This is a genomic window from Enterococcus quebecensis, assembly GCF_001730365.1.
In the GTDB taxonomy this organism is placed as follows: domain Bacteria; phylum Bacillota; class Bacilli; order Lactobacillales; family Enterococcaceae; genus Enterococcus_L; species Enterococcus_L quebecensis.
On sequence record NZ_MIKB01000017.1, the window covers coordinates 32,081 to 51,371 of the forward strand.

Sequence of the window (19,291 nt, forward strand, 5' to 3'; positions counted from 1 at the left end):
GTAGATTGGGGAAATAATGAATAAAAATAATTTTGATAGATACCCACTAAGTGAAGTTATCTTAAATGCTGTTTCTGATTTAGGTTATGAAACACCAACAGCTGTTCAACAAGCTGTGATTCCAGCAGTTTTAGAAGGAAAAGATGTACTGGTCCAGTCTCAAACTGGTAGTGGTAAAACAGCAAGTTTTGGTATCCCTCTTTGCGAAAAAGTGAATTGGGTCGAAAATAAACCTCAAGTACTTGTTTTGGAACCTACCAGAGAATTGGCGCAGCAAGTTCAAGAAGATTTAATCAATATTGGCAGGTATAAACGAATCAAAGCAACGGCTGTTTTTGGGAAAGCTTCTTTTATTAAACAAAAATCTGAACTAAAACAAAAAAGCCATATAGTAGTTGGAACACCAGGTCGTGTAGTGGATCATCTAATTAAAGGAACATTGCCTATTGAAAAAATTGATTACTTGGTCATTGATGAAGCTGATGAAATGTTGAATATGGGCTTTATTGACCAAGTCAAAGAGATTATTAAAGCTTTACCTAAAGCCAAACATACACTTTTATTTTCTGCAACGATGCCTGAAACCATTGAGCAGATGAGCAGTTCCTATTTACATGAACCAACGGTAGTAAAAATTGAAGCAACCGAACAGACAATTCCTAAAATTCAACATGCTTATTTAGATGTAACAGAAGAAAATAAGTTAGCTGCCTTGGAAGCTATGACGATTGTTGAGAATCCAGATACCTGTATTATTTTTTGTAACACGCAAGGAAAAGTAGATGATACTTATGAATTTCTTGTTGAAGCAGGTTATCCTGTTGGCAAGTTACATGGTGGAATGATGCAAGAAGATCGTTTTGACGTAATGGATGCTTTTAGAAAAGGGAAGTTTCGGTACCTAGTGGCGACAGATGTGGCAGCTAGAGGAATCGATATTGAAAACATCACTCATGTTATTAATCTGGATGTTCCATTTGAAAAAGAAAGTTATATCCATCGAGTAGGAAGAACTGGTCGTGCAGGTAGAGAAGGATTTGCATTGACATTTGTTACCTCAAAAGAAGAGCAACTTAGAAAAGAAATTGAAGGCTATGGCAGATTTTCCATGAATCGAATTACCTTACCTAATTCCAAACTAGTGACAAGAAGTAAGGCTGCTTTTGAGAAGAAAATTACAACCAAGCAAAAGCAAAAAGATCAAAAAGCCAAACGTCTAAACGAAGAAATCACAAAAGTTTACTTTAATGGCGGGAAGAAAAAGAAGTTGCGAGCACTTGACTTTGTCGGGACGATTTCAAAGATAGAAGGTGTCAGAGCTGAAGATATTGGAATCATTACGATTCAAGAAAACGTGACGTACATTGATATTTTAAATGGTAAAGGTTCACTGGTCATACAAGCAATGAAAGAACGCACGATTAAAGGGAAACAGTTAAAAGTACATGTTGCCCGAAAAAAATAATTAAAAAGATAAGAAAAAAAAGTTTAGCTCCAAGAAATAAGCTGGAATTTCCCAAAATGATTCTTTCAATTTTGAGCGAATTTCGGCTTATTTCTTGGAGCTGTCTTTCCATCATTGTTTATTTGGATTTGAGCATGATTAAAATGATTATAGTATATCTTAATCACAACATTATATTCTGAATCGTTTATTGCAGGAGCAAGTTGGATTTGCTGAGGGAGAAGGGGGGATGAGCGTTACTTCACTTCGATTACCTTTATAATGATAACGGTTTCTTTTTCCGATGAAATCACTCTTTTGATTTAAATACACTTCAAACTATAAATCTTTTAATCATTCGATTCAAATCATAAAAACAACTTAGGGTTTATAACGATTAATGTGTAAATGAAATCTAATTAAATTTCCATTAAGAAAGTTGTTGTTAATCACAATTAATTTTCCTATAAATTATAATTAAGAGAACAACTATTTTGTTGAATAGTTTGCAAAAAGTTCATGAATGATTTGAGGATAAATGAGAATGAAAAAAATAAAAAATTGGATTAATAGTCGTAACCTTTCAACAATAAAAAACCGTAAGCGTATGAGTGTAATCTTATTATTTTTAACAATTGGTTTATTTCTGCTGTTTGTGACAAGACTCTCGCATATTGTAATAACAGGTAAGGTTGCAGGTGTTTCTTTAAAAGAAAAGACAAAAGAGCTTTATGAAGTTCACGAGACTCTTGAGGCCAAACGTGGCTCTATTTTTGATAGAGATGGTAATGTAATAGCAGAAGACTCAAGTGCATTTTCTTTATATGCTATCTTAGATACAAACTATACTGATTTAAATGGCAAGAAATTATATGTTCAAGAAAGAGATTGGCCAGCAATTTCAGAAATCTTTGAAAAATATGTAAAAATTGATAAGGCAATGACTTTAAAGCAATTAAAACCTAGTGTAAATAAAGAGGGAGAAGCTATCACAACTGTTGAATTCGGAACAAATGGTAGAAATTTAAATTTTGAAACGAAAAGAAATATTGAAGAAGAATTAAAGCAGAAAAAAATTTCAGGTATTTATTTTAAAGAAGAAAAAAAACGAAGTTATCAAGTTGGCAATTTTGCGTCTTATTTTATTGGTTATACTCAGCAAGATGATAAGGGAAATGAGCAGGGGATCATGGGAATTGAAGGCTCCTACAACAAACAATTATCGGGTAAAAATGGTTCTAGGAGTTATGAAAACAATTCATCACTCGGAGATGTAAAACCTGGAAGTGTGAAAGAAACAAAACAAGTGGATGGAAGCGATGTCTATACAACGATAGACAGTAATCTACAATTTTATCTAGAAGAACAATTAGATAATGCGGCGAAAACCTACCAACCAGAAAATATCACAGCAACCCTAATGGAGGCAAAAACCGGCAATATATTAGCAACATCTCAACGACCATCTTTTGAATTAGATACGAAAAAAGGGTTGGAGGAACTTAATGTTAGTTGGCGTAATATCCTTTTAGAAGATGTCTATGAACCTGGATCTACTATGAAAAGTATGATGATAGCAAGTGCAATCGAAGAAAATAAATTCAATGAAAGTGAGCAATTTGCCTCGGGGAACATAAAAATTGATGATACAACAATTAATGATTGGAATAACGGTGTAGGTGAGGGGAATATGACTTTTAGACAAGGATTGGCTTGGTCAAGTAATGTAGGGATGGTGACCCTTCAGGAGCGAATGCCAGATTTGTGGCAAAATTATCTTACAAAATTTGGTTTTGGTAAAAGCACAAATTTAGGTTTGGCTGGAGAAGCAGTTGGAGAGATTCAGAATAAAACCACAGTTGATAGAGCAATGACCTCTTATGGACAAGGAATTTCTGTGACTCACTTACAAATGCTTCAGGCATATACTGCGATTGCTAATGGCGGCAATATGTTAAAACCAAATATTATCAGTAAAATTGTTTCTGCAGATGGACAAGAAAAAACGATTCAACCAGAGACGGTAGGAACACCCATATCCAGCGAAACTGCTGATAAAGTTTTACAGTATATGAAAGATGTTACGGTAGATCCTAAATATGGCAAAGGTCGTGAATATGCGATAGAAGGATTAAACGTGTCTGCCAAAACAGGAACAGCTGAATTTTTTGAAAATGGTGGTTATCAAAAACAAGATTATCTACATTCAGTGGTTACAATCACACCAACAGAAGATCCTAAGTACATTTTCTATATGACAATCAAAAAACCACTATTGCAAGGGATATCCGCAAATCAGATCATTTCCGACGTATCGAATAAATTAGTACAACGGGCAATCGTTGCTCGTGATTAAAGAAAAAACGAACATACCTCTTATTGAGGAGTGTTCGTTTTTAATGTTTCTAATAATTCTTCATTAGGCGTGACATAGAGCGTTTTTTGATTTTCATAAATGACATATCCAGGTTTGGCTCCGTTTGGCTTATGAACATGTTTGACCTGTACATAATCAACAGGAACTTGGGCTGATAAACGATATTTAGAGTAATAAGCTGCCAGATTAGCTGCCTGTAATAATGTCTCATCTGATGGATCGGTATCTTTAATGATTACATGGGAGCCAGGGATATCTTTTGCATGTAGCCAAATATCGGTTTTTTTGGCTGTTCTGAGAGTCAGTTGATCATTTTGCAGATTGTTACGACCAACAAGAATCAGACTGCCGTCACTTGAATAAAATTCTTCTGGTTTACTTTTTTTCGGTTGCTTTTGTTTTTTAGATCCTCGTCTTTTGACGTACCCTTGTTCAATCAATTCTTCACGGATCGTTTCAATGTCCATCGGACCTGCGATTTCTAATTGAGATAAAACTGATTCTAAGTAACTAATTTCTTGTTCTGCTTGTTGTATTTGTCCATGAACGACTTTGACCGCATTTTTAAGCTTTTGGTATTTTTGAAAATATTTTTGTGCATTTTGATTCGGCGTAAGTGCGGGATTTAATTTTATTTTTAGTAATTGATCTTCTTCATAATAATTCGGCAGTTCAACAAACTCGGCACCTTTAGGAACCTGCGCCATGAAGGTTGTTAAAAGCTCGCCGTCACGTCGATAGTTTTCGGCATGTTCTGTATCTGCTAATGTTTTTTTGAGTTTTACAACTTTACTTTGATTACGTTTCAACTCATTTTCAATTTTATGAATCAATTCGCCACCTTGTTGTTTAACTCGGTCTTTTTCTGCTTTTCCACCATAAAAAGCATCTAACAACTCGCTAAGTGAGTCAAAATTTTCTTGTTTTCCTTCGAGGGAAACAAATGGAAGAGGGGTAAAATACTCCTTTTTCTCACTTAAGGTCAATGTCGGGATAGTCTGACTTTCAAGTGTAGACCAGAATGTCTGCCAAACAAGCATTTTTTCATTTGGTCGTTCATTTAAACGAAAGGCTAGTTCATCAGCGGTATCTTTTCCAAGTCCTTGAAAGTGACTTTGCAAATATTTACCGTTGAGCTCGCTAGTTTTTGAAAGAATCTCAAAGACTTTTTCTTTGCTTGCTAAGAAAGGATTTTGTTGGTCTTGTTTAGGTGGATCAATGTATTCAACACCAGGCAGTAAAGAACGATAACTATTTTGTGAGCTGCCGATATGTTTGATAGCATCTAATATTTTTCCATTTTCTTTGTTCATCAAAACGATCGTACTATGTCTGCCCATTAATTCAACAATTAAAGCGATATTTTGTAAATCACCGAGTTCATCGCGTTTTGTAAAGGTAAAGTGGATGACTCGGTCGTTATCAATTTGATGAATCTGTTCCAAGATAGCCCCTTCAAGGAATTTGCGAAGCATCATAACAAAATTCGGTGGTGTTTCAGGATTTGCATAAGCGATTTCAGTCAGCTGTACCCGAGTATAGCTTGGGTGAGCGGATAAAAGTAATTTATGATTTTTTCCTTTTGTGCGGATAACTAGAATAATTTCATTTTCATATGGCTGATGAATTTTTGAAATTCGGCCTGTAATTAATGCCTCAGATAATTCCGAGACCATTGCATGAGTAAATACGCCATCAAATGACATAAACATCCCTCAATTCTTTATTCGTAATAGTATTATTATAACGGAGTTCTTTTTATTTATAAAGGAAGTGGGAAATAAAAGTCGAAGAATGTGAAATTGTTTAATTTCTTTTATGTTATGATTGCTTTCTAATTTAGACTGGTCTATTATTTAACTCCAATTCAGTCTGTTGAAAAGTGAGGATACATCAAGCTATTCATCAGTAAAAAAACAAGAAGCTGAGTTTAGTTAGCAGCTTCTTGTTTTTTGGTTAAGCATCATGCCAAACTTTTTTCGCAGTATCAATCACTAGTTGTACTTTTGCCCATTGTTCATCTTCGGTTAAATAATTCCCTTCTTCTGTAGACGCAAAACCGCACTGCGGAGAAAGACAAAGATTTTCAAGAGGGGCATAATTGGTTGCTTCTGTTATTCGTTTGACTAGACTGTCTTGTGATTCCAATTGGGGAAACTTCGACGTGACTAATCCTAAAACGATTTTTTTAGCTGGATCATTTTTATGAATTTGAGCTAACGGTTCAAATCCGCCAGAACGTTCATCATCATATTCTAAGAAATAGCCATCTATGTTTAACTCAGCTAAATAATCAGCAACATGGTCATAAGGACCTGCAATCGCCCAATCGGATTTATAATTACCACGACAAACATGCATGGTAATCGTCAAGTCCTTCGGTAAATTCGCAAGAAGCTGGTTGATAACCGTCACGCCAGCGTTACATTGATAGTGCCATTGTTCAATTTCTGTCTCTGTTTTAGCATTTTCGATAAATCCTGTATACATTCCCCAAGAAGTATCGTCTAATTGAAGATAGCGACAGCCCAAGTCATAAAATTTTTGAATGGTTTGTTGATATGTTTGGACTAGATCATTAATAAAAGAAGTTTCGTCTTGATAATTTTCTGGAATAAATGTACTACTACTTTTTCGATTGAACAATAGAGTGGGAGAAGGGATAGATGCTTTAGAAAAAATTCCTTTAGGCGTATGTTCTTTTAAAAAAGTAAAAGCCTCAAAAAAAGGATGGTTCGGATTAAATGATACGGTATCTATAAATTCATAGGAAGCAGCTCTGGTTTTAACTTTGTTAAATTGGTAGCCATCGTTAGGTGTTGTTTGTTTAATGCCATTTAAGCCCCAAAGAAAATCTAAGTGCCACCAACTACGACGAAATTCACCATCTGTTATCGCTTTTAAACCTAGTTGAGTTTGTTTATCGATCAATTCGATAATCGCCTGATCTTCAATTTGTTTTAATGTTTCTGCTGAGATTTCATGATTTGCAAATTGTTCTCTCGCTTTTTTTAATTTTTCAGGACGTAAAAAGCTGCCGACCTGATCGTAACGAAATGGGATATCTTTGATTGCTGTCATATTATTTCCTCCTTTTAAATTAAGCATCATGCCAAACATTTTTAGCAATTGTTTCTACAAGTTTAATTTTCTTCCACTGGTCTTCTTCGGTCAAATGATTGCCTTCTTGTGTTGAAGCAAAGCCGCATTGTGGAGATAAACAAATTTGATCCAAAGGAACAAATTTACTTGCTTCTTTGATTCGTTTTTCGATAACCAGAGGGTCCTCAAGTTCACCATTTTTAGTTGTAATCAATCCTAGAACGACTCGCTGATCTTTTAATTCTTTCAAAGGCTCAAATCCACCAGAACGTTCATCGTCATATTCTAAGAAGAAGCCGTCAAATGCAGTGATTGAAAATAAATTTTGGGCAATTGTTTCATAAGTGCCGTTATAAAGCCAGTGTGACTGAAAGTTACCTTTACAAAAATGAAATGTTACAACAAGATCGTCTGGTTTATTTTCTAAAGATTTTTCTGTTACCTCTTGAAAATCAGTCAGTAGTTGATCAGCATCTAGGCCGTTCGCTTGGATCAACTTACGGAAGCGTTCATCAAATAATCCACCCCAACTTGTGTCATCCAGTTGCAAGTAACGACAACCAGCATCATAAAATGCTTGAATAATGTCTTGGTAAGTGTTGATCAAATCTATTTTAAATGTCTCTAAAGAGAGGTAAACGGGATTTTCGTGGTATTGCTTTGACAAAATCAATGAATCTAAAAAAATCATATTTGGACCAGGAATTGTTTGTTTAGCTAAAGTAGGAGAGGCATGTTTTTGAGTAAAGCGAAAATGATCAAGAAACGGATGATTTCTTGAAAAAGATAAAGGCCCGCTAACATAGGTTCCTTGTGCATTCGTTGTGATACCAAAAGCAGTCGTTTGAAAATCATAAACAGTAATACCGTTCAGACCTGCGATGAAGTCGAGATGCCACCAACGGCGACGAAATTCACCATCTGTTACGGCAAGAAGACCGGCAGCTTTTTGTTTTTCGATCAAAGTAATAATCGCCTGATCTTCTACCTCCTGTAGTTCTTCTTTAGAAATATCACCAGCAGTGTATTTTGACCGAGCATCTTTTAATGCCTCTGGACGTAAAAAACTGCCTACGGTGTCGTAGCGGAAAGGGGCTTTTGAGTTAGTGTTTCCCATGATTATTCCTCCATTTTTGATTTGACTTATTGAAAAATACAAAAAAAGCCCAATACTTTGTTCAAAAGTAAAGGACGACGAGTCGTGTTACCACCTTTAATTTAAAAATCTCTCACAAGATTTTCCTCAATAGGGACAGATCATAATAATCAATACCATGACGCTGTAATGGGCGCTCCCAGCGTTAGCTAAATAAGTATTCACCAACGCTAACGAAAAGACCATCTTCCTGTTCTTCAAAATTATCTCTTTTCAGCTTCCGAGACTCTCTCATTAATTTTATAAAAACAGTACTCTTCTTTTCATAGTTTTCTAATGTATTCGTAATTAACCAAAGTATAGGCTAGGGGGGTGTTTTTGTCAACAACTGGAATTTGTGTTTTATGATTGTAGTTTCTTCACATTTATATATTAAAAAATAAATAACAGCGCATTTTTTTATTAAAACTATGAGAGGTATTATTTGTTATACTAGGCAAAGGTAAGAAGTATTAGTATAATAAACATATAAGTTGTAGAGGAGAGAAAACATGAAGAAAAATTTTATTGATGTTAAAGACGATTTCGTGGCTTCTTTAAATAGACAGAAAAAGCTTACTGCAATTATTTTGGCTATAATCGTTGTATTGATTATTGGTTTATTTATCATCGTACCAAAAGTACAAGCGAATATTCGCGCTTCTGAGATTAATTCTTTAGTAAGCGAAGAAAAGTTAGCTAAAAAAGCAAATTATTTAGATGCGAAAACAGCCGATACAGAAATCAGCGAAAAAACAGCAATGACTGTTTTATTCTCAGCTCCTAGTGGAAAAACTTATCAGAAAGTTATCGATATTCTAAAAGATTCTAAACAAATGAAAGACTTCAATCATAGTATTTACATTTATCCAATTGTTTATGATGCACAGACAATCGAAAGTAAATATAATATTAAAAAAGATGAAGTGACGATTATTTTCTTTGAAAATGGAAAAGAGAAAAATAGATTGTCTATCAGCGAAAATTATGATGCGAAGACTATGCTTATAACTGAATTAAATCAGTTACCATTGTCAAGTATGGGACAAACTATTCACCCTCCAGCATCATCTGCTCCACCTACAACGACACAGACGACGCAAACAACGTCAGAATCGCAATCGACTGGGCAAGAAGGAGCAGTTGAGCAATCTGTTGAAACTGATTCGTTTGCACAATAAACATATCATCAGAAAGAAGGGCTTAATATGGAAGGATTTATTCTATTCATTTTATTGGGACTTTTTATAATCACACCTAAATTACAGCGTGTATACGTGAGAAGTGATCGACGTGAAAAGTACTAAATGGCGGACTTTGGCAATAGATATACTAAAAAAGAGGACTCAGCCCAACTCTGAGTCCTCTTTCAAACATAATTCATCAAAAAAAGTCAGAATCAATGAAAAGATTCGCCTCGTTCCCTTTGATAACATTCGAAAAGAATCACTAAAATGGTATCAGGATCCAGAAAGCATGTATAATATCGTTGGTGTAAAAATGACCTACACAAAAGAAGAAATTAACCAAATGTATACATGGCAAAATGAACATGGCTTACTTTATTATATTGAATATAATAGAGGTAGTCGTTTTCAAACAATTGGGGATGTCTGGTTAGCTGAAGATGATTATGCAATTGTTATTGATCAAGAATATCGTAATCGTCATATTGGACGAATAGTTACAAAATATTTTCTGTTTAAATCGAAAAAAATGGGCCGAGAGTATATGACCGTAAGTGAAATTTTTAATTGGAATAAAGCTTCCCAAAAAATGTTTACAAGTTTAAAATTCTATCCATTTAATGAACAAAAAGATAGTTGGAGTTATCGGAGAAAGTTAAAAAGACCAAGAAAATTAAATTCACTATAGGTAAGGTTTTGAACATTTTTAGACTTGACGAACAAATTATAGTTGGTGTAAACTTATCTTAATAGAAAACTATAGGAGTGATTACATGAACAGACTATCCAACCCAATCAACCAATTGAATAATTCATGGCAAAACTGGCGTAGATAGTTGTATGTATGATACTCTCATAGATGCAACTTTAGAAGACAAATTCTAAATTTTGTATCTATGTTGGTTTGTTCAAGTTGAATTTTTGACCGCATAGATGATGGATCTATGTGGTTTTTGTTTATAAAACAACGACCGCTCCTTTTTAGGATTTGTCGTTGTTTTTTTATTTGAATATTGTTACTTCATTTTTATTTATTTTTTATAGTAGGAGGAAAAGAAATGAGAAAAAACCGCTTATCGATCGTTGTAATAATTATTGTTGTCTTTTTAATTGCTTCATTTTTTGTAGAAAAGAAAGAAACGGCTAAAGAAAATCTACCGACAGTAGGCGTGCTACAATTTGTTAGTCATCCGGCCTTAGACCAAATTTATAAAGGGATTCAAGCAGGATTGAAAGAAAAAGGGTATGAAGATGGTAAAAATATGACAATTGCTTTTCAAAACGGACAAGCTGATCAAAGTAAGTTAGCTACTATGAGCCAACAACTGGTGCAAGAAAAAAAATCAGATGTTTTGATTGGTATAGCCACCCCAGCAGCTCAGGCGCTTGCTAATACAACATCAGAGATTCCTATTGTATTAGGAGCAATTACTGATCCGGTGAGTGCGGGACTTGTAAAAGATAATCAAAGACCGGGAGGAAATATAACTGGTGTTAGTGATAAATCACCTGTTGACGCGCAGTTTGACTTAGTGTCTGAAATTTTGCCTCAAAGTAAAAAAATTGGAATTTTATATGCATCATCTGAGGAAAATTCAAAATATCAGGTAGAAGAAGCAAAAAGAGTTGCTGAGAAAAAAGGGTTGAGTGTCAAAACCTTTGCAGTTCCTTCTAGTAATGAAATTGCTCAAACAGTTCAAGTGATGGCAAGAGAAGTTGACGTTATTTATATTCCAACGGATAATACAATTGCCAATGCAATGCAGACCGTAGTTAATGAAGCTGACAAAACCAAAACACCCATTATTCCATCAGTAGACACAATGGTGGAACAAGGGGGAGTAGCAACAGTTGGAATCAATCAATATGACTTAGGGGTTCAAACAGGTAAGATGGCAGCTGATATTTTATCAGGAAAAGCAAAGCCTGCAACGACTCCAGTTTATACATTTAAAACAGGAGATATCATTATTAATCAAAAACAAGCGGATAGATTAGGCATTTCAATACCTGAAACTATTCGTTCAAAAGCGAAAATCATCGAATAAGCATAAGGAGAGGATCAAATGATTGTTTCAGCAATTGGACAAGGAATGTTATGGGCAATATTAGGGTTAGGAATTTTTATGACCTATCGAATTTTAAATTTTCCAGATATGACAACGGAAGGATCGTTTCCTTTAGGAGGAGCGGTTTGTGTTACAGCGATTACCTCAGGAATTCACCCGATTCTAGCAACTTTACTAGGCGTTTTAGCTGGAATGTGTGCTGGATTGGTGACAGGGTTATTATTTACAAAAGGGAAAATACCGATTATTTTGGCTGGTATTTTAGTGATGTCAGGTTTGAATTCAGTTATTCTTTATGTAATGCAAACACCAAACCTATCTTTATTAAACAAACCTAAAATTCAAGATCTATTTTTGAACCTAAACTTACCTAACTATTATGACATTGTATTTTTGGGTGTAATCTTTCTAACGATTATCATTAGTTTACTATTATTTTTCTTCAATACTAATTTAGGCCAAGCCTACATTGCGACAGGTGACAACGAAGAGATGGCTCGATCTATTGGGATTAAAACAGATTCTATGAAGATTTTAGGATTGACTTTATCAAATGGTGTCATTGCTTTATCAGGTGCACTGATTGCTCAAAATGATGGCTATGCGGATGTGAATAAAGGTACAGGTGTAATTGTTATTGGTCTAGCATCAATTATTATTGGTGAAGTATTATTTGGCGAATTAACTTTTGCTGAACGATTAGTGGCAATAGTTGTGGGAAGTATAATTTATCAACTACTTATCTTATTAGTGATCAAGCTTGGGTTTGATACAACATACTTAAAAATCTTTTCTGCAGTGATTTTGGCGGTATGTCTAATGATTCCTCAAGTGAAGAAAGCATTGAATCTACATTTTCTACCTGAGAAGGAGGGGGAAAAATGAGCACAGTTTTAGAACTTAAAAATGCAACCAAGAGAATTGATAATGGTTTGAATGAAACAAAAGTTATTTTAAATCATGTGAATCTAAAAATTGCTCAAGGCGAGTTTGTTACTGTATTAGGTGGTAATGGCGCAGGAAAAAGTACGTTGTTTAATAGTATTACAGGAACTCTAGCTTTGAGTGAAGGGGATCTGTTTATTAATGATCAGAGAATCACTACTTATTCTGAAGAGAAACGAGCAAAATATTTTTCACGTGTTTTTCAAGATCCAAAAATGGGCACGGCACCGAGGATGACCGTTTCCGAGAATCTACTATTGGCGATGTATCGAGGGCAAAGACGAGGATTACGATTACGCAAAATAAATGAACAAAGAGACTTTTTTGCAAAAATATGCAGCGAGGTAGGAAATGGTCTTGAAAATCATTTAGACACACCAACTGGCAACCTATCTGGTGGGCAAAGACAAGCTTTAAGTTTATTAATGGCAACATTGACTAAACCAGAATTATTGCTTTTAGATGAGCATACAGCGGCTCTGGATCCAAAGACATCTAAACAGTTGATGCAATTGACAGATCAACGAATCAAAGAAGCAAATCTAACTTGTTTAATGATCACTCACCGAATGGAAGATGCGCTTCATTACGGTAATCGACTAATCGTCTTACAAAAGGGTCAAATCATCAAAGATTTAAACAAAGAAGAAAAAGAAAAATTAACATTACAAGATTTGTTGATGTTCTTTGAAGAAGAGACAGAAGAAATCGCAATTGATTGATAAAAAAAGATTGTTCTAGTAATTCAATACATTACTGGAACAATCTTTTTTATTTGGATGAGAGACTACTTTGTTATTTTCATGGTTGATTTATGTTTATCGAATAATTTTTTTAATAACCGTTCTACAATTCCAGTAACCATAAATCCTGCAGCAATTGCTCCAGCAGTCATAATGACTTTTATGATTGAATGAATGCCGCTAACATAATCTCCTAAAACAATGTTTCTAACTGCTTGATATGCAGGGCCGCCAGGAACTAAGGGAACAAGACTTGGAATATTGAAAATAGTCATAGGCATTTTTTTTCTACGGGAAAAGTAAATACTCATCATACCAATTCCAATTGCACCAAGAAAATTTGCAAATATTTCACCTGTATCCAAATTTTTAGCGAACCAAAAGATCATCCAACCAACAGCACCTGTGATGCCGCAAGCGTTTAAGAGTTTTCTAGGTACGTTGGTAACAATACCAAACGTAACTGTACTGAAATAACTAAATAAATAATGAATCACAACTTCCACGTTCATTTCTCCTTATATAAATAGTTTAAAAACGATTGCAATTCCAATTCCAATCGATCCAGCGACAAAAATTGCCTCAGTGCCACGAGCTGTTCCGCTGATTAAATGTCCTGCTAATATATCTCTGAAAGAGTTTGTGATAGCAACACCTGGAACAAGGGGCATAACAGCGCCTATTATAATGTTGTCCATATTTTCTGCTAGATGAAATGTTACAGCAAGATAGGCAAGTAAACCAATGGTAAAAGCTGAAAGAAAGTCATCTAAGAATTTGATATTCAGCCATTCTTTCGTAAAAAAGGAAACACTAAAACCAATCATGCCAATAAAAAAAGTTGCCAAAAAATCGTTCCAAGTTCCACCGAATATATACATTAACGTACAACTAACTACTCCAGCAGCAAAAATTTGTAGTGGAATAGAATAAGTAGGGGCTTCATGATTAATATTTGTAAGTCTGTGGTTGAGTTCTTCCAAAGTAATTTCTTTCTCAGCAAATTTTCGTGAAAGATTGTTGACGATTGCTACTTTCTCTAAATTAATGCTACGCTCAGTCACATTTTCTATTTGGGTATAATTACTTGAGCGGAACCCCATAAATAGCCCCGTAGCAGTAACGTAACTAACACTTTCTTTTTGGCCCGCATTTTCTGCGATTCGATTCATAGTATCTTCAACTCGATAAACTTCTGAGCCGCTTTCAGTCATAATTTTACCAGCCATTAAACAAGTATCTAAAATAAGTTGAATCGGTGGTTGTTTCATCTTACTCATATATCAAAACTCCTTACAGTAAAATTTGCAGCAAAACTAGTGTATCATTTTTTACAGCTGTTTGAAATGGATAAAACGTTTTAGTGTTAAAAAAGAGATATCGCTTAGAATTATAAAGAAACACTAAAAAAACATATGAAAATTCACATATATAGGAAAGACCCTTGCATTTTTTGATCAAAAGTCCTATCCTTGATGTAACAAACCGAAGGGGTCTAGATATTATGGATAAACAATGGTCACTTTATTCAGTAAGCAGTCTGGTTTTACTTGTATTGTTAAAAAGAACGTTCGATCAGGGACATATGGGATTAAGCCTCATGTTGCTTTTTCTCTTGCTGATTCAAGTGACAGGAACCGTTATCTGTGTTCATCAAAAAAGACATAAAAAAGAAGAGGTTGGGACAAAAGTGTTTAGCTCCGAGAAATAAGCAGTTGATGTGATCGAAGCAAAGCGTAGTCTATTTTCGTCTCACCGTTTATTCTGATTTTAAGGGTCTGAGATATAACTCGAAGAGTTATGTCCCAGACCCTTTTTTATAATTATTTTTAGAGAAATCAATAGTTTAAATCAGGTCAAAATGCTTTAAGGCATGAATAATTCCGCCTTCAGTATTTTTCTTAGTAATATAACTAGATCGTTCTTTTAACTCTTTTCGAGCATTGCCCATGGCAATCTTATTGTCACAAGCATCAAATAAAGCAAGGTCATTAATCCCATCACCAAAGGCAAAAGTTGGGACTTTTGGCAATACTAGAGTTTTAAATAGATTTTGGACACCAGATCCTTTAGAAACACCTTTCCTAACGGTGTCGATAGAGTAAGGTCCATTACGATAGAAAGTCATTTCAGGAAAATGCTTCAAGTAATGCTCGTCACCATCTTCGGATAAAACTAACATCATATTGACTGTTTTATTTTTTAGATTAGATTGATCAATAACAGGTGGGCGGGAATGAATGAAAGCATAAGCATTTTCTAATATGTCGCTATGGCCAGAACACCAAATCTGCTGATCATTATAGTATGAAATTTCATGACCTAAGCTTTTCACATGTTCATACATTTTCAGGCATTCTTCGTAGGTAAATTCATCTGAATAAATTTTCTGTCCTTCGACTTGAATAAATTGTCCATTCATTACGATTGCCGAATCAATACCGCTGTCCTTCATAATATGTTCAATTTCTACAACCGTGCGACCTGTTGCGATCATTGGTAGAACATGGTTGTCTTTTAAAGCACTAATCGCAGTAGTGATCTCAGGTGTGATTTGTGATTCATGATTCAATAATGTACCATCTAAATCAAAAAAAGCAATAGCTTGTATATTTTCCATGAATTTTCAACGTCCTTTCAACCTTAATCTTATCAAAGAATGAAAAAAAGACAAAGCTTTTTTGAAGAAAGATAGAAGTTATTGGAGCTAGCAAGATTTTAGAGTATAATATAAGTGACGTTAAACTTGAATGGAAGAGGAGAATATATAATGAATGTATTAATGATAGAAGACAATGAATCAGTATCCGAAATGATGCAAATGTTTTTCTTAAACGAAGGTTGGAACGCTACGTTTAAGTACGATGGCAAAGAAGGTTTAGATACTTTTTTAGAAAATCCTGAAAAATGGGATATGATCACTTTAGATTTAAATTTACCAACGATGGATGGAATGGCAGTATGTCGTGAAGTGCGCAAAGTGTCTAATACGGTACCAATTGTTATGCTAACTGCAAGAGACTCAGAAAGTGACCAAGTTATAGGTTTGGAGATGGGAGCAGATGATTATGTGACAAAACCATTTAGTCCTCTCACTTTGATTGCGCGTATAAAAGCGTTACATCGTCGTTCAGAAATAACTGATCATGGGACGGATAGTGTTGATCGTTCAGGCGACCAATTCGATGTAGAAACGGATCACTTTAAAATGAATACAAAGACTAGAGAAGCTTATCTAGATGATAAATTAATCGGTGGCTTAACACCAAAAGAATTTGATCTTCTTTATACTTTAGCCAAAAAACCGAGGCAGGTATTTTCACGTGAGCAACTGCTTGAGATGGTTTGGGACTATCAATATTTCGGAGATGAGCGAACCGTTGATGCGCACATAAAAAAATTGCGTCAAAAAATTGAAAAAGTGGGACCACAAGTGATTCAAACTGTTTGGGGCGTCGGGTATAAATTTGATGATTCTGGAGTCGCGTAGATGAAATATTTATATCAGCAACTATTGGCTTTTTGGGGTGTGATTATTTTAATCATATTGATTGTAGGTACATCCTTTACACAACTTACTAAAAAGACAATGCAGGATAACAATTACGAACAACTTCGAGGCTATGCAATTTCAGCTTGGCAAACGAAAGATTCTATCAACAGATTACCTGGTATGACAGATCAAGATATCTGGAATACATCCTTCCGTTTATTTGAAGGATTTCTAAGTAATCAAGATGTTCAATTTGTTTTTTACGATAGAAATATGGACGTTCAGTATCCTTTGAATAAAGAAAAAAAACTCGACAACTCTGTAATTAAAGAAAACTGGAGAGCATTAATGGAAGGGCAGCAAAAGTACGCTACAATAGATAAAGATATATATGGGGAAAAACATATGTCATCTTATGTAATGTTGCCTGTAAGTCAACTGGATGTTCAATCAAATAAAAATGTTATCATAGGTGCATTGATCATTACTCAACCTGCAAAGAATGTTTCAGATAGCGTGGATGCAATAACTGCAAATTTATTTAAAGGTTTTATTATCTCAAGTATTGTAGGGTTGATTTTGAGTTATTTCTTTGCTAGTTTCCAAGTGAAACGTATTAACCGAATGCGAAAGGCTACAAAAGAGATAACGAGCGGCAATTTTGATATTAAACTTGTTGCCCATGATAAGGATGAATTCGATGATTTAGCTGATGATTTCAATAAAATGGCTGAATCTTTAAAAGAATCCAGAGAAGAAATTGATCGCCAAGAAGAGCGTCGACGTCAATTTATGGCTGATGCTTCTCACGAAATGAGAACGCCGTTAACAACTATAAATGGTTTACTTGAAGGTTTGCAATATAATGCAATACCAGAAGGGCAAAGAGAAAATGCCATTAAGCTTATGCAAAATGAAACGTCTCGCTTAATTCGTTTAGTGAATGAAAACTTAGATTATGAAAAAATCAGAACCAATCAAATCAGTATTGTTATCAAAAAATTTGATGCAACAGAGACGTTGAAAAATATACTCACTCAATTAGAGGCAAAAGCTGAGTCTGCTAATGATCGACTTATTTTAGAGACAACCGATGCAATCGATGTTTACGCTGATTATGATCGTTTTGTTCAAATCATGGTAAACATCATTCAAAATGCGATACAGTTTACTCAAAGTGGTGATATACGAATTCATATTCAAAAAGGTTATTTAGAGACAATTGTAACCATCACTGACACAGGTATTGGAATGTCAGAAGAACAAGTTCAGAATATTTGGGATCGTTATTATAAGGTTGACCCATCTAGAAAAAATACGAAATACGGTGAATCTGGTTTAGGTTTATCAATCGTTGAACAGTTGGTTCGCTTACACAAAGGCAAGATTAGCGTTGAAAGCGAAGTAGGGAAAGGGACTAGTTTTACTATTTCATTTCCTGATGTGGAGATTTCAGATCAATGATAGCAAAGCGAAAGATCCGATTAAACAAAAATTGTTTAATCGGATCTTTTATTTTTTATTTATGCAGTGTTGATAATCTTGTCCATATAAGGACTTTCAGCAATCTGTATATCATTTGTTAAAACTAGAATTGCTTTTTGTTGTTCTTTTGCTATTTTTTGAAGTAATGGTAGTAAGTTTTGTCGCTGGCCAATGGAAAGGTCTTGAAAGATATCATCAATTATGATTATATCTTTACCAATAATCATTAATTGAACTAATTGAAGTTTGATACGTTCAAAAGATGTGAGGTGGGATTCAGAAGTATTTAAAATGCTATCCTTAAGCCCGACATAATCTAGATATTCATTTAGTAGAGGCTTTTTATTTTTTTCTTTGATAGAAGTACCTACAAATAAATTATCTCTAATGGAAAGGTAAGGCAAAAAGATATTCTCGGATAAGATAAAACCAACGGACATAGACTGTTTCATATCAAATGTTTTATCAATTAGAAAGTAAAAATCCGCTTGAATACTACTTTGATCTTCTAGAACAACAGTCATGTGTTGTTGTTGAAACAATTCACTAAAACGATCATCTGTCCAATTTTTTGCTAAAGAATGATTCATTTGATCACGTCCTAAATACTTTTATGGATTTTTTTGATGAAAAATATGTTAATAATAAAGTCATTCCAGTTGAAGTAGACAATATAATCAGGCAATTTTTCAAGAAAGCTCTAAAGATAGTAGCAAAAGGTAAACGATTAACTCCAACTGTAAAAAAATGAGTGTTGTTGGTTAAATTAGCAATTTGATTAGGGGAGTTTTCCAAAAGTACACTCGATGAGAAAAAAGAAACTCGCCGGATACCCGTTACATCTGAAATCAAAGGTCTAACATATATTAAGAAAAACTCATATGTATGTTGGCAAACTAAAAGGAACACAGCTGCAGTAAAAATGCCTGCGATGATAGGGATAAGATTTTCTAAAAGAGACTGCTTAATAATGAAGCGATTTGAAAATCCCATAATACGCCATTTCATCATGTCTTGTTCTTTTATTCGCAATGAAATGAAAAACAATCTAGCTATTAGAATAATACCCAATATTAGAATGGCCAAATACATGGAAGAATATAACTTCATAATTTTTTGATAATTAATGAGGTAGTCAGAGTTAGTGATATAGCTATGCACCTGATTGAAAACCGTTTTTTCAATATCAATCAGGTTCAAAATGCTTGTTGAGAAAAATAGAAAAATAGCAGAACAAACACCAATGCTGAAAGAAATTTTTTTATGGTAAGAAACGCTAGCAAAAGCGTAACGGATGTTTTTCAAATATAT

At 34.4% G+C, this 19,291-nt stretch carries 18 protein-coding genes and 1 other annotated feature; of the genes, 10 read left to right on the plus strand and 8 right to left on the minus strand.

The features are described 5' to 3' along the window. Positions 1-16 precede the first annotated feature (16 nt). A complete protein-coding gene (locus BCR23_RS12740) occupies positions 17-1,465 on the plus strand; it encodes a DEAD/DEAH box helicase (RefSeq protein ID WP_069635874.1) in 1,449 nt (482 codons plus the stop codon). Between the two features lie 523 nt (positions 1,466-1,988). Continuing rightward, positions 1,989-3,800, plus strand: a complete 1,812-nt coding sequence (locus BCR23_RS12745; RefSeq protein ID WP_083241970.1) for a penicillin-binding transpeptidase domain-containing protein — start codon at positions 1,989-1,991, stop codon at positions 3,798-3,800. 20 nt (positions 3,801-3,820) lie between these two features. Here BCR23_RS12745 and efbA read toward each other — a convergent pair whose 3' ends face one another. The 3 genes from efbA to BCR23_RS12760 all read right to left on the minus strand — a co-directional run bounded on the left by efbA (position 3,821) and on the right by BCR23_RS12760 (position 8,040). Continuing rightward, positions 3,821-5,527, minus strand: coding sequence for a fibronectin-binding protein EfbA (gene efbA / locus BCR23_RS12750; RefSeq protein WP_069635876.1), 1,707 nt, complete (start codon positions 5,525-5,527; stop codon positions 3,821-3,823). Positions 5,528-5,777: 250 nt separating this feature from the next. Continuing rightward, positions 5,778-6,902 (minus strand): 5-methyltetrahydropteroyltriglutamate--homocysteine S-methyltransferase, encoded by a 1,125-nt coding sequence (locus BCR23_RS12755; RefSeq protein ID WP_069635877.1) that lies wholly within the window; start codon positions 6,900-6,902, stop codon positions 5,778-5,780. A 19-nt stretch (positions 6,903-6,921) separates the two neighbouring features. Continuing rightward, positions 6,922-8,040, minus strand: a complete 1,119-nt coding sequence (locus BCR23_RS12760) for a 5-methyltetrahydropteroyltriglutamate--homocysteine S-methyltransferase (RefSeq protein ID WP_069635878.1) — start codon at positions 8,038-8,040, stop codon at positions 6,922-6,924. A gap of 67 nt (positions 8,041-8,107) precedes the next feature. After that, positions 8,108-8,355: a binding site (T-box leader), on the minus strand. 215 nt (positions 8,356-8,570) lie between these two features. Between BCR23_RS12760 and BCR23_RS12765 the strand changes: the two genes are divergently transcribed. The 5 genes from BCR23_RS12765 (at position 8,571) to BCR23_RS12785 (ending at position 12,981) form a co-directional block, all read left to right on the plus strand. After that, a complete protein-coding gene (locus BCR23_RS12765) occupies positions 8,571-9,239 on the plus strand; it encodes a hypothetical protein (protein ID WP_069635879.1) in 669 nt (222 codons plus the stop codon). 112 nt (positions 9,240-9,351) lie between these two features. Continuing rightward, positions 9,352-9,933, plus strand: coding sequence for a GNAT family N-acetyltransferase (locus tag BCR23_RS12770; protein ID WP_069635880.1), 582 nt, complete (start codon positions 9,352-9,354; stop codon positions 9,931-9,933). A gap of 370 nt (positions 9,934-10,303) precedes the next feature. Next, positions 10,304-11,293, plus strand: a complete 990-nt coding sequence (gene trpX, locus BCR23_RS12775; RefSeq protein ID WP_069635881.1) for a tryptophan ABC transporter substrate-binding protein — start codon at positions 10,304-10,306, stop codon at positions 11,291-11,293. Positions 11,294-11,311: 18 nt separating this feature from the next. Continuing rightward, on the plus strand, positions 11,312-12,199 hold the full coding sequence (locus BCR23_RS12780) for an ABC transporter permease (protein ID WP_069635882.1): 888 nt from the start codon (positions 11,312-11,314) through the stop codon (positions 12,197-12,199). After that, on the plus strand, positions 12,196-12,981 hold the full coding sequence (locus tag BCR23_RS12785) for an ABC transporter ATP-binding protein (RefSeq protein ID WP_069635883.1): 786 nt from the start codon (positions 12,196-12,198) through the stop codon (positions 12,979-12,981). The genes BCR23_RS12780 and BCR23_RS12785 overlap by 4 nt, the downstream gene beginning before the upstream one ends. 65 nt (positions 12,982-13,046) lie before the next feature. Here the strand turns inward: BCR23_RS12785 and BCR23_RS12790 are convergent, their stop codons facing one another. Together BCR23_RS12790 and BCR23_RS12795 are read right to left on the minus strand one after the other, a co-directional pair. Continuing rightward, positions 13,047-13,508 carry a threonine/serine exporter family protein gene (locus tag BCR23_RS12790; RefSeq protein WP_141706747.1) on the minus strand — a complete coding sequence of 154 codons (462 nt, stop codon included), beginning with the start codon at positions 13,506-13,508 and terminating at the stop codon, positions 13,047-13,049. A 12-nt stretch (positions 13,509-13,520) separates the two neighbouring features. Next, entirely contained in the window at positions 13,521-14,282 is a 762-nt protein-coding gene (locus tag BCR23_RS12795; protein ID WP_069635885.1) for a threonine/serine exporter family protein, read from the minus strand. Between the two features lie 224 nt (positions 14,283-14,506). Here BCR23_RS12795 and BCR23_RS12800 point away from each other — a divergent pair, with 224 nt between their 5' ends. Next, the gene (locus BCR23_RS12800; RefSeq protein WP_069635886.1) at positions 14,507-14,713 is read left to right on the plus strand and encodes a hypothetical protein; all 207 of its coding nucleotides are present in this window, start codon (positions 14,507-14,509) and stop codon (positions 14,711-14,713) included. 135 nt (positions 14,714-14,848) lie between these two features. Here the strand turns inward: BCR23_RS12800 and BCR23_RS12805 are convergent, their stop codons facing one another. Then, the gene (locus tag BCR23_RS12805) at positions 14,849-15,622 is read right to left on the minus strand and encodes a Cof-type HAD-IIB family hydrolase (RefSeq protein ID WP_069635887.1); all 774 of its coding nucleotides are present in this window, start codon (positions 15,620-15,622) and stop codon (positions 14,849-14,851) included. 150 nt (positions 15,623-15,772) lie between these two features. Here BCR23_RS12805 and BCR23_RS12810 point away from each other — a divergent pair, with 150 nt between their 5' ends. Together BCR23_RS12810 and BCR23_RS12815 are read left to right on the plus strand one after the other, a co-directional pair. Further along, the gene (locus BCR23_RS12810; protein ID WP_069635888.1) at positions 15,773-16,492 is read left to right on the plus strand and encodes a response regulator transcription factor; all 720 of its coding nucleotides are present in this window, start codon (positions 15,773-15,775) and stop codon (positions 16,490-16,492) included. Continuing rightward, a complete protein-coding gene (locus tag BCR23_RS12815) occupies positions 16,493-17,959 on the plus strand; it encodes a sensor histidine kinase (protein ID WP_069635889.1) in 1,467 nt (488 codons plus the stop codon). 59 nt (positions 17,960-18,018) lie between these two features. On the opposite strand, the gene BCR23_RS12820 is transcribed toward BCR23_RS12815, so the two are convergent. Together BCR23_RS12820 and BCR23_RS12825 are read right to left on the minus strand one after the other, a co-directional pair. After that, positions 18,019-18,570 carry a hypothetical protein gene (locus BCR23_RS12820; RefSeq protein ID WP_069635890.1) on the minus strand — a complete coding sequence of 184 codons (552 nt, stop codon included), beginning with the start codon at positions 18,568-18,570 and terminating at the stop codon, positions 18,019-18,021. Between the two features lie 4 nt (positions 18,571-18,574). After that, positions 18,575-19,285 (minus strand): FtsX-like permease family protein, encoded by a 711-nt coding sequence (locus BCR23_RS12825; RefSeq protein ID WP_069635891.1) that lies wholly within the window; start codon positions 19,283-19,285, stop codon positions 18,575-18,577. Positions 19,286-19,291 lie beyond the last annotated feature (6 nt).

What these genes read in the sequence shown, in the direction of transcription:
- BCR23_RS12800 (WP_069635886.1), top strand. Translation starts at nt 14,507, where the DNA reads ATGGATAAACAATGGTCACTTTATTCAGTAAGCAGTCTGGTTTTACTT.
- BCR23_RS12760 (WP_069635878.1), bottom strand. Translation starts at nt 8,040, where the DNA reads ATGGGAAACACTAACTCAAAAGCCCCTTTCCGCTACGACACCGTAGGC.
- BCR23_RS12815 (WP_069635889.1), top strand. Translation starts at nt 16,493, where the DNA reads ATGAAATATTTATATCAGCAACTATTGGCTTTTTGGGGTGTGATTATT.
- BCR23_RS12820 (WP_069635890.1), bottom strand. Translation starts at nt 18,570, where the DNA reads ATGAATCATTCTTTAGCAAAAAATTGGACAGATGATCGTTTTAGTGAA.
- BCR23_RS12785 (WP_069635883.1), top strand. Translation starts at nt 12,196, where the DNA reads ATGAGCACAGTTTTAGAACTTAAAAATGCAACCAAGAGAATTGATAAT.
- BCR23_RS12740 (WP_069635874.1), top strand. Translation starts at nt 17, where the DNA reads ATGAATAAAAATAATTTTGATAGATACCCACTAAGTGAAGTTATCTTA.
- BCR23_RS12805 (WP_069635887.1), bottom strand. Translation starts at nt 15,622, where the DNA reads ATGGAAAATATACAAGCTATTGCTTTTTTTGATTTAGATGGTACATTA.
- BCR23_RS12780 (WP_069635882.1), top strand. Translation starts at nt 11,312, where the DNA reads ATGATTGTTTCAGCAATTGGACAAGGAATGTTATGGGCAATATTAGGG.
- BCR23_RS12765 (WP_069635879.1), top strand. Translation starts at nt 8,571, where the DNA reads ATGAAGAAAAATTTTATTGATGTTAAAGACGATTTCGTGGCTTCTTTA.
- BCR23_RS12745 (WP_083241970.1), top strand. Translation starts at nt 1,989, where the DNA reads ATGAAAAAAATAAAAAATTGGATTAATAGTCGTAACCTTTCAACAATA.
- efbA (WP_069635876.1), bottom strand. Translation starts at nt 5,527, where the DNA reads ATGTCATTTGATGGCGTATTTACTCATGCAATGGTCTCGGAATTATCT.
- BCR23_RS12810 (WP_069635888.1), top strand. Translation starts at nt 15,773, where the DNA reads ATGAATGTATTAATGATAGAAGACAATGAATCAGTATCCGAAATGATG.
- trpX (WP_069635881.1), top strand. Translation starts at nt 10,304, where the DNA reads ATGAGAAAAAACCGCTTATCGATCGTTGTAATAATTATTGTTGTCTTT.
- BCR23_RS12795 (WP_069635885.1), bottom strand. Translation starts at nt 14,282, where the DNA reads ATGAGTAAGATGAAACAACCACCGATTCAACTTATTTTAGATACTTGT.
- BCR23_RS12755 (WP_069635877.1), bottom strand. Translation starts at nt 6,902, where the DNA reads ATGACAGCAATCAAAGATATCCCATTTCGTTACGATCAGGTCGGCAGC.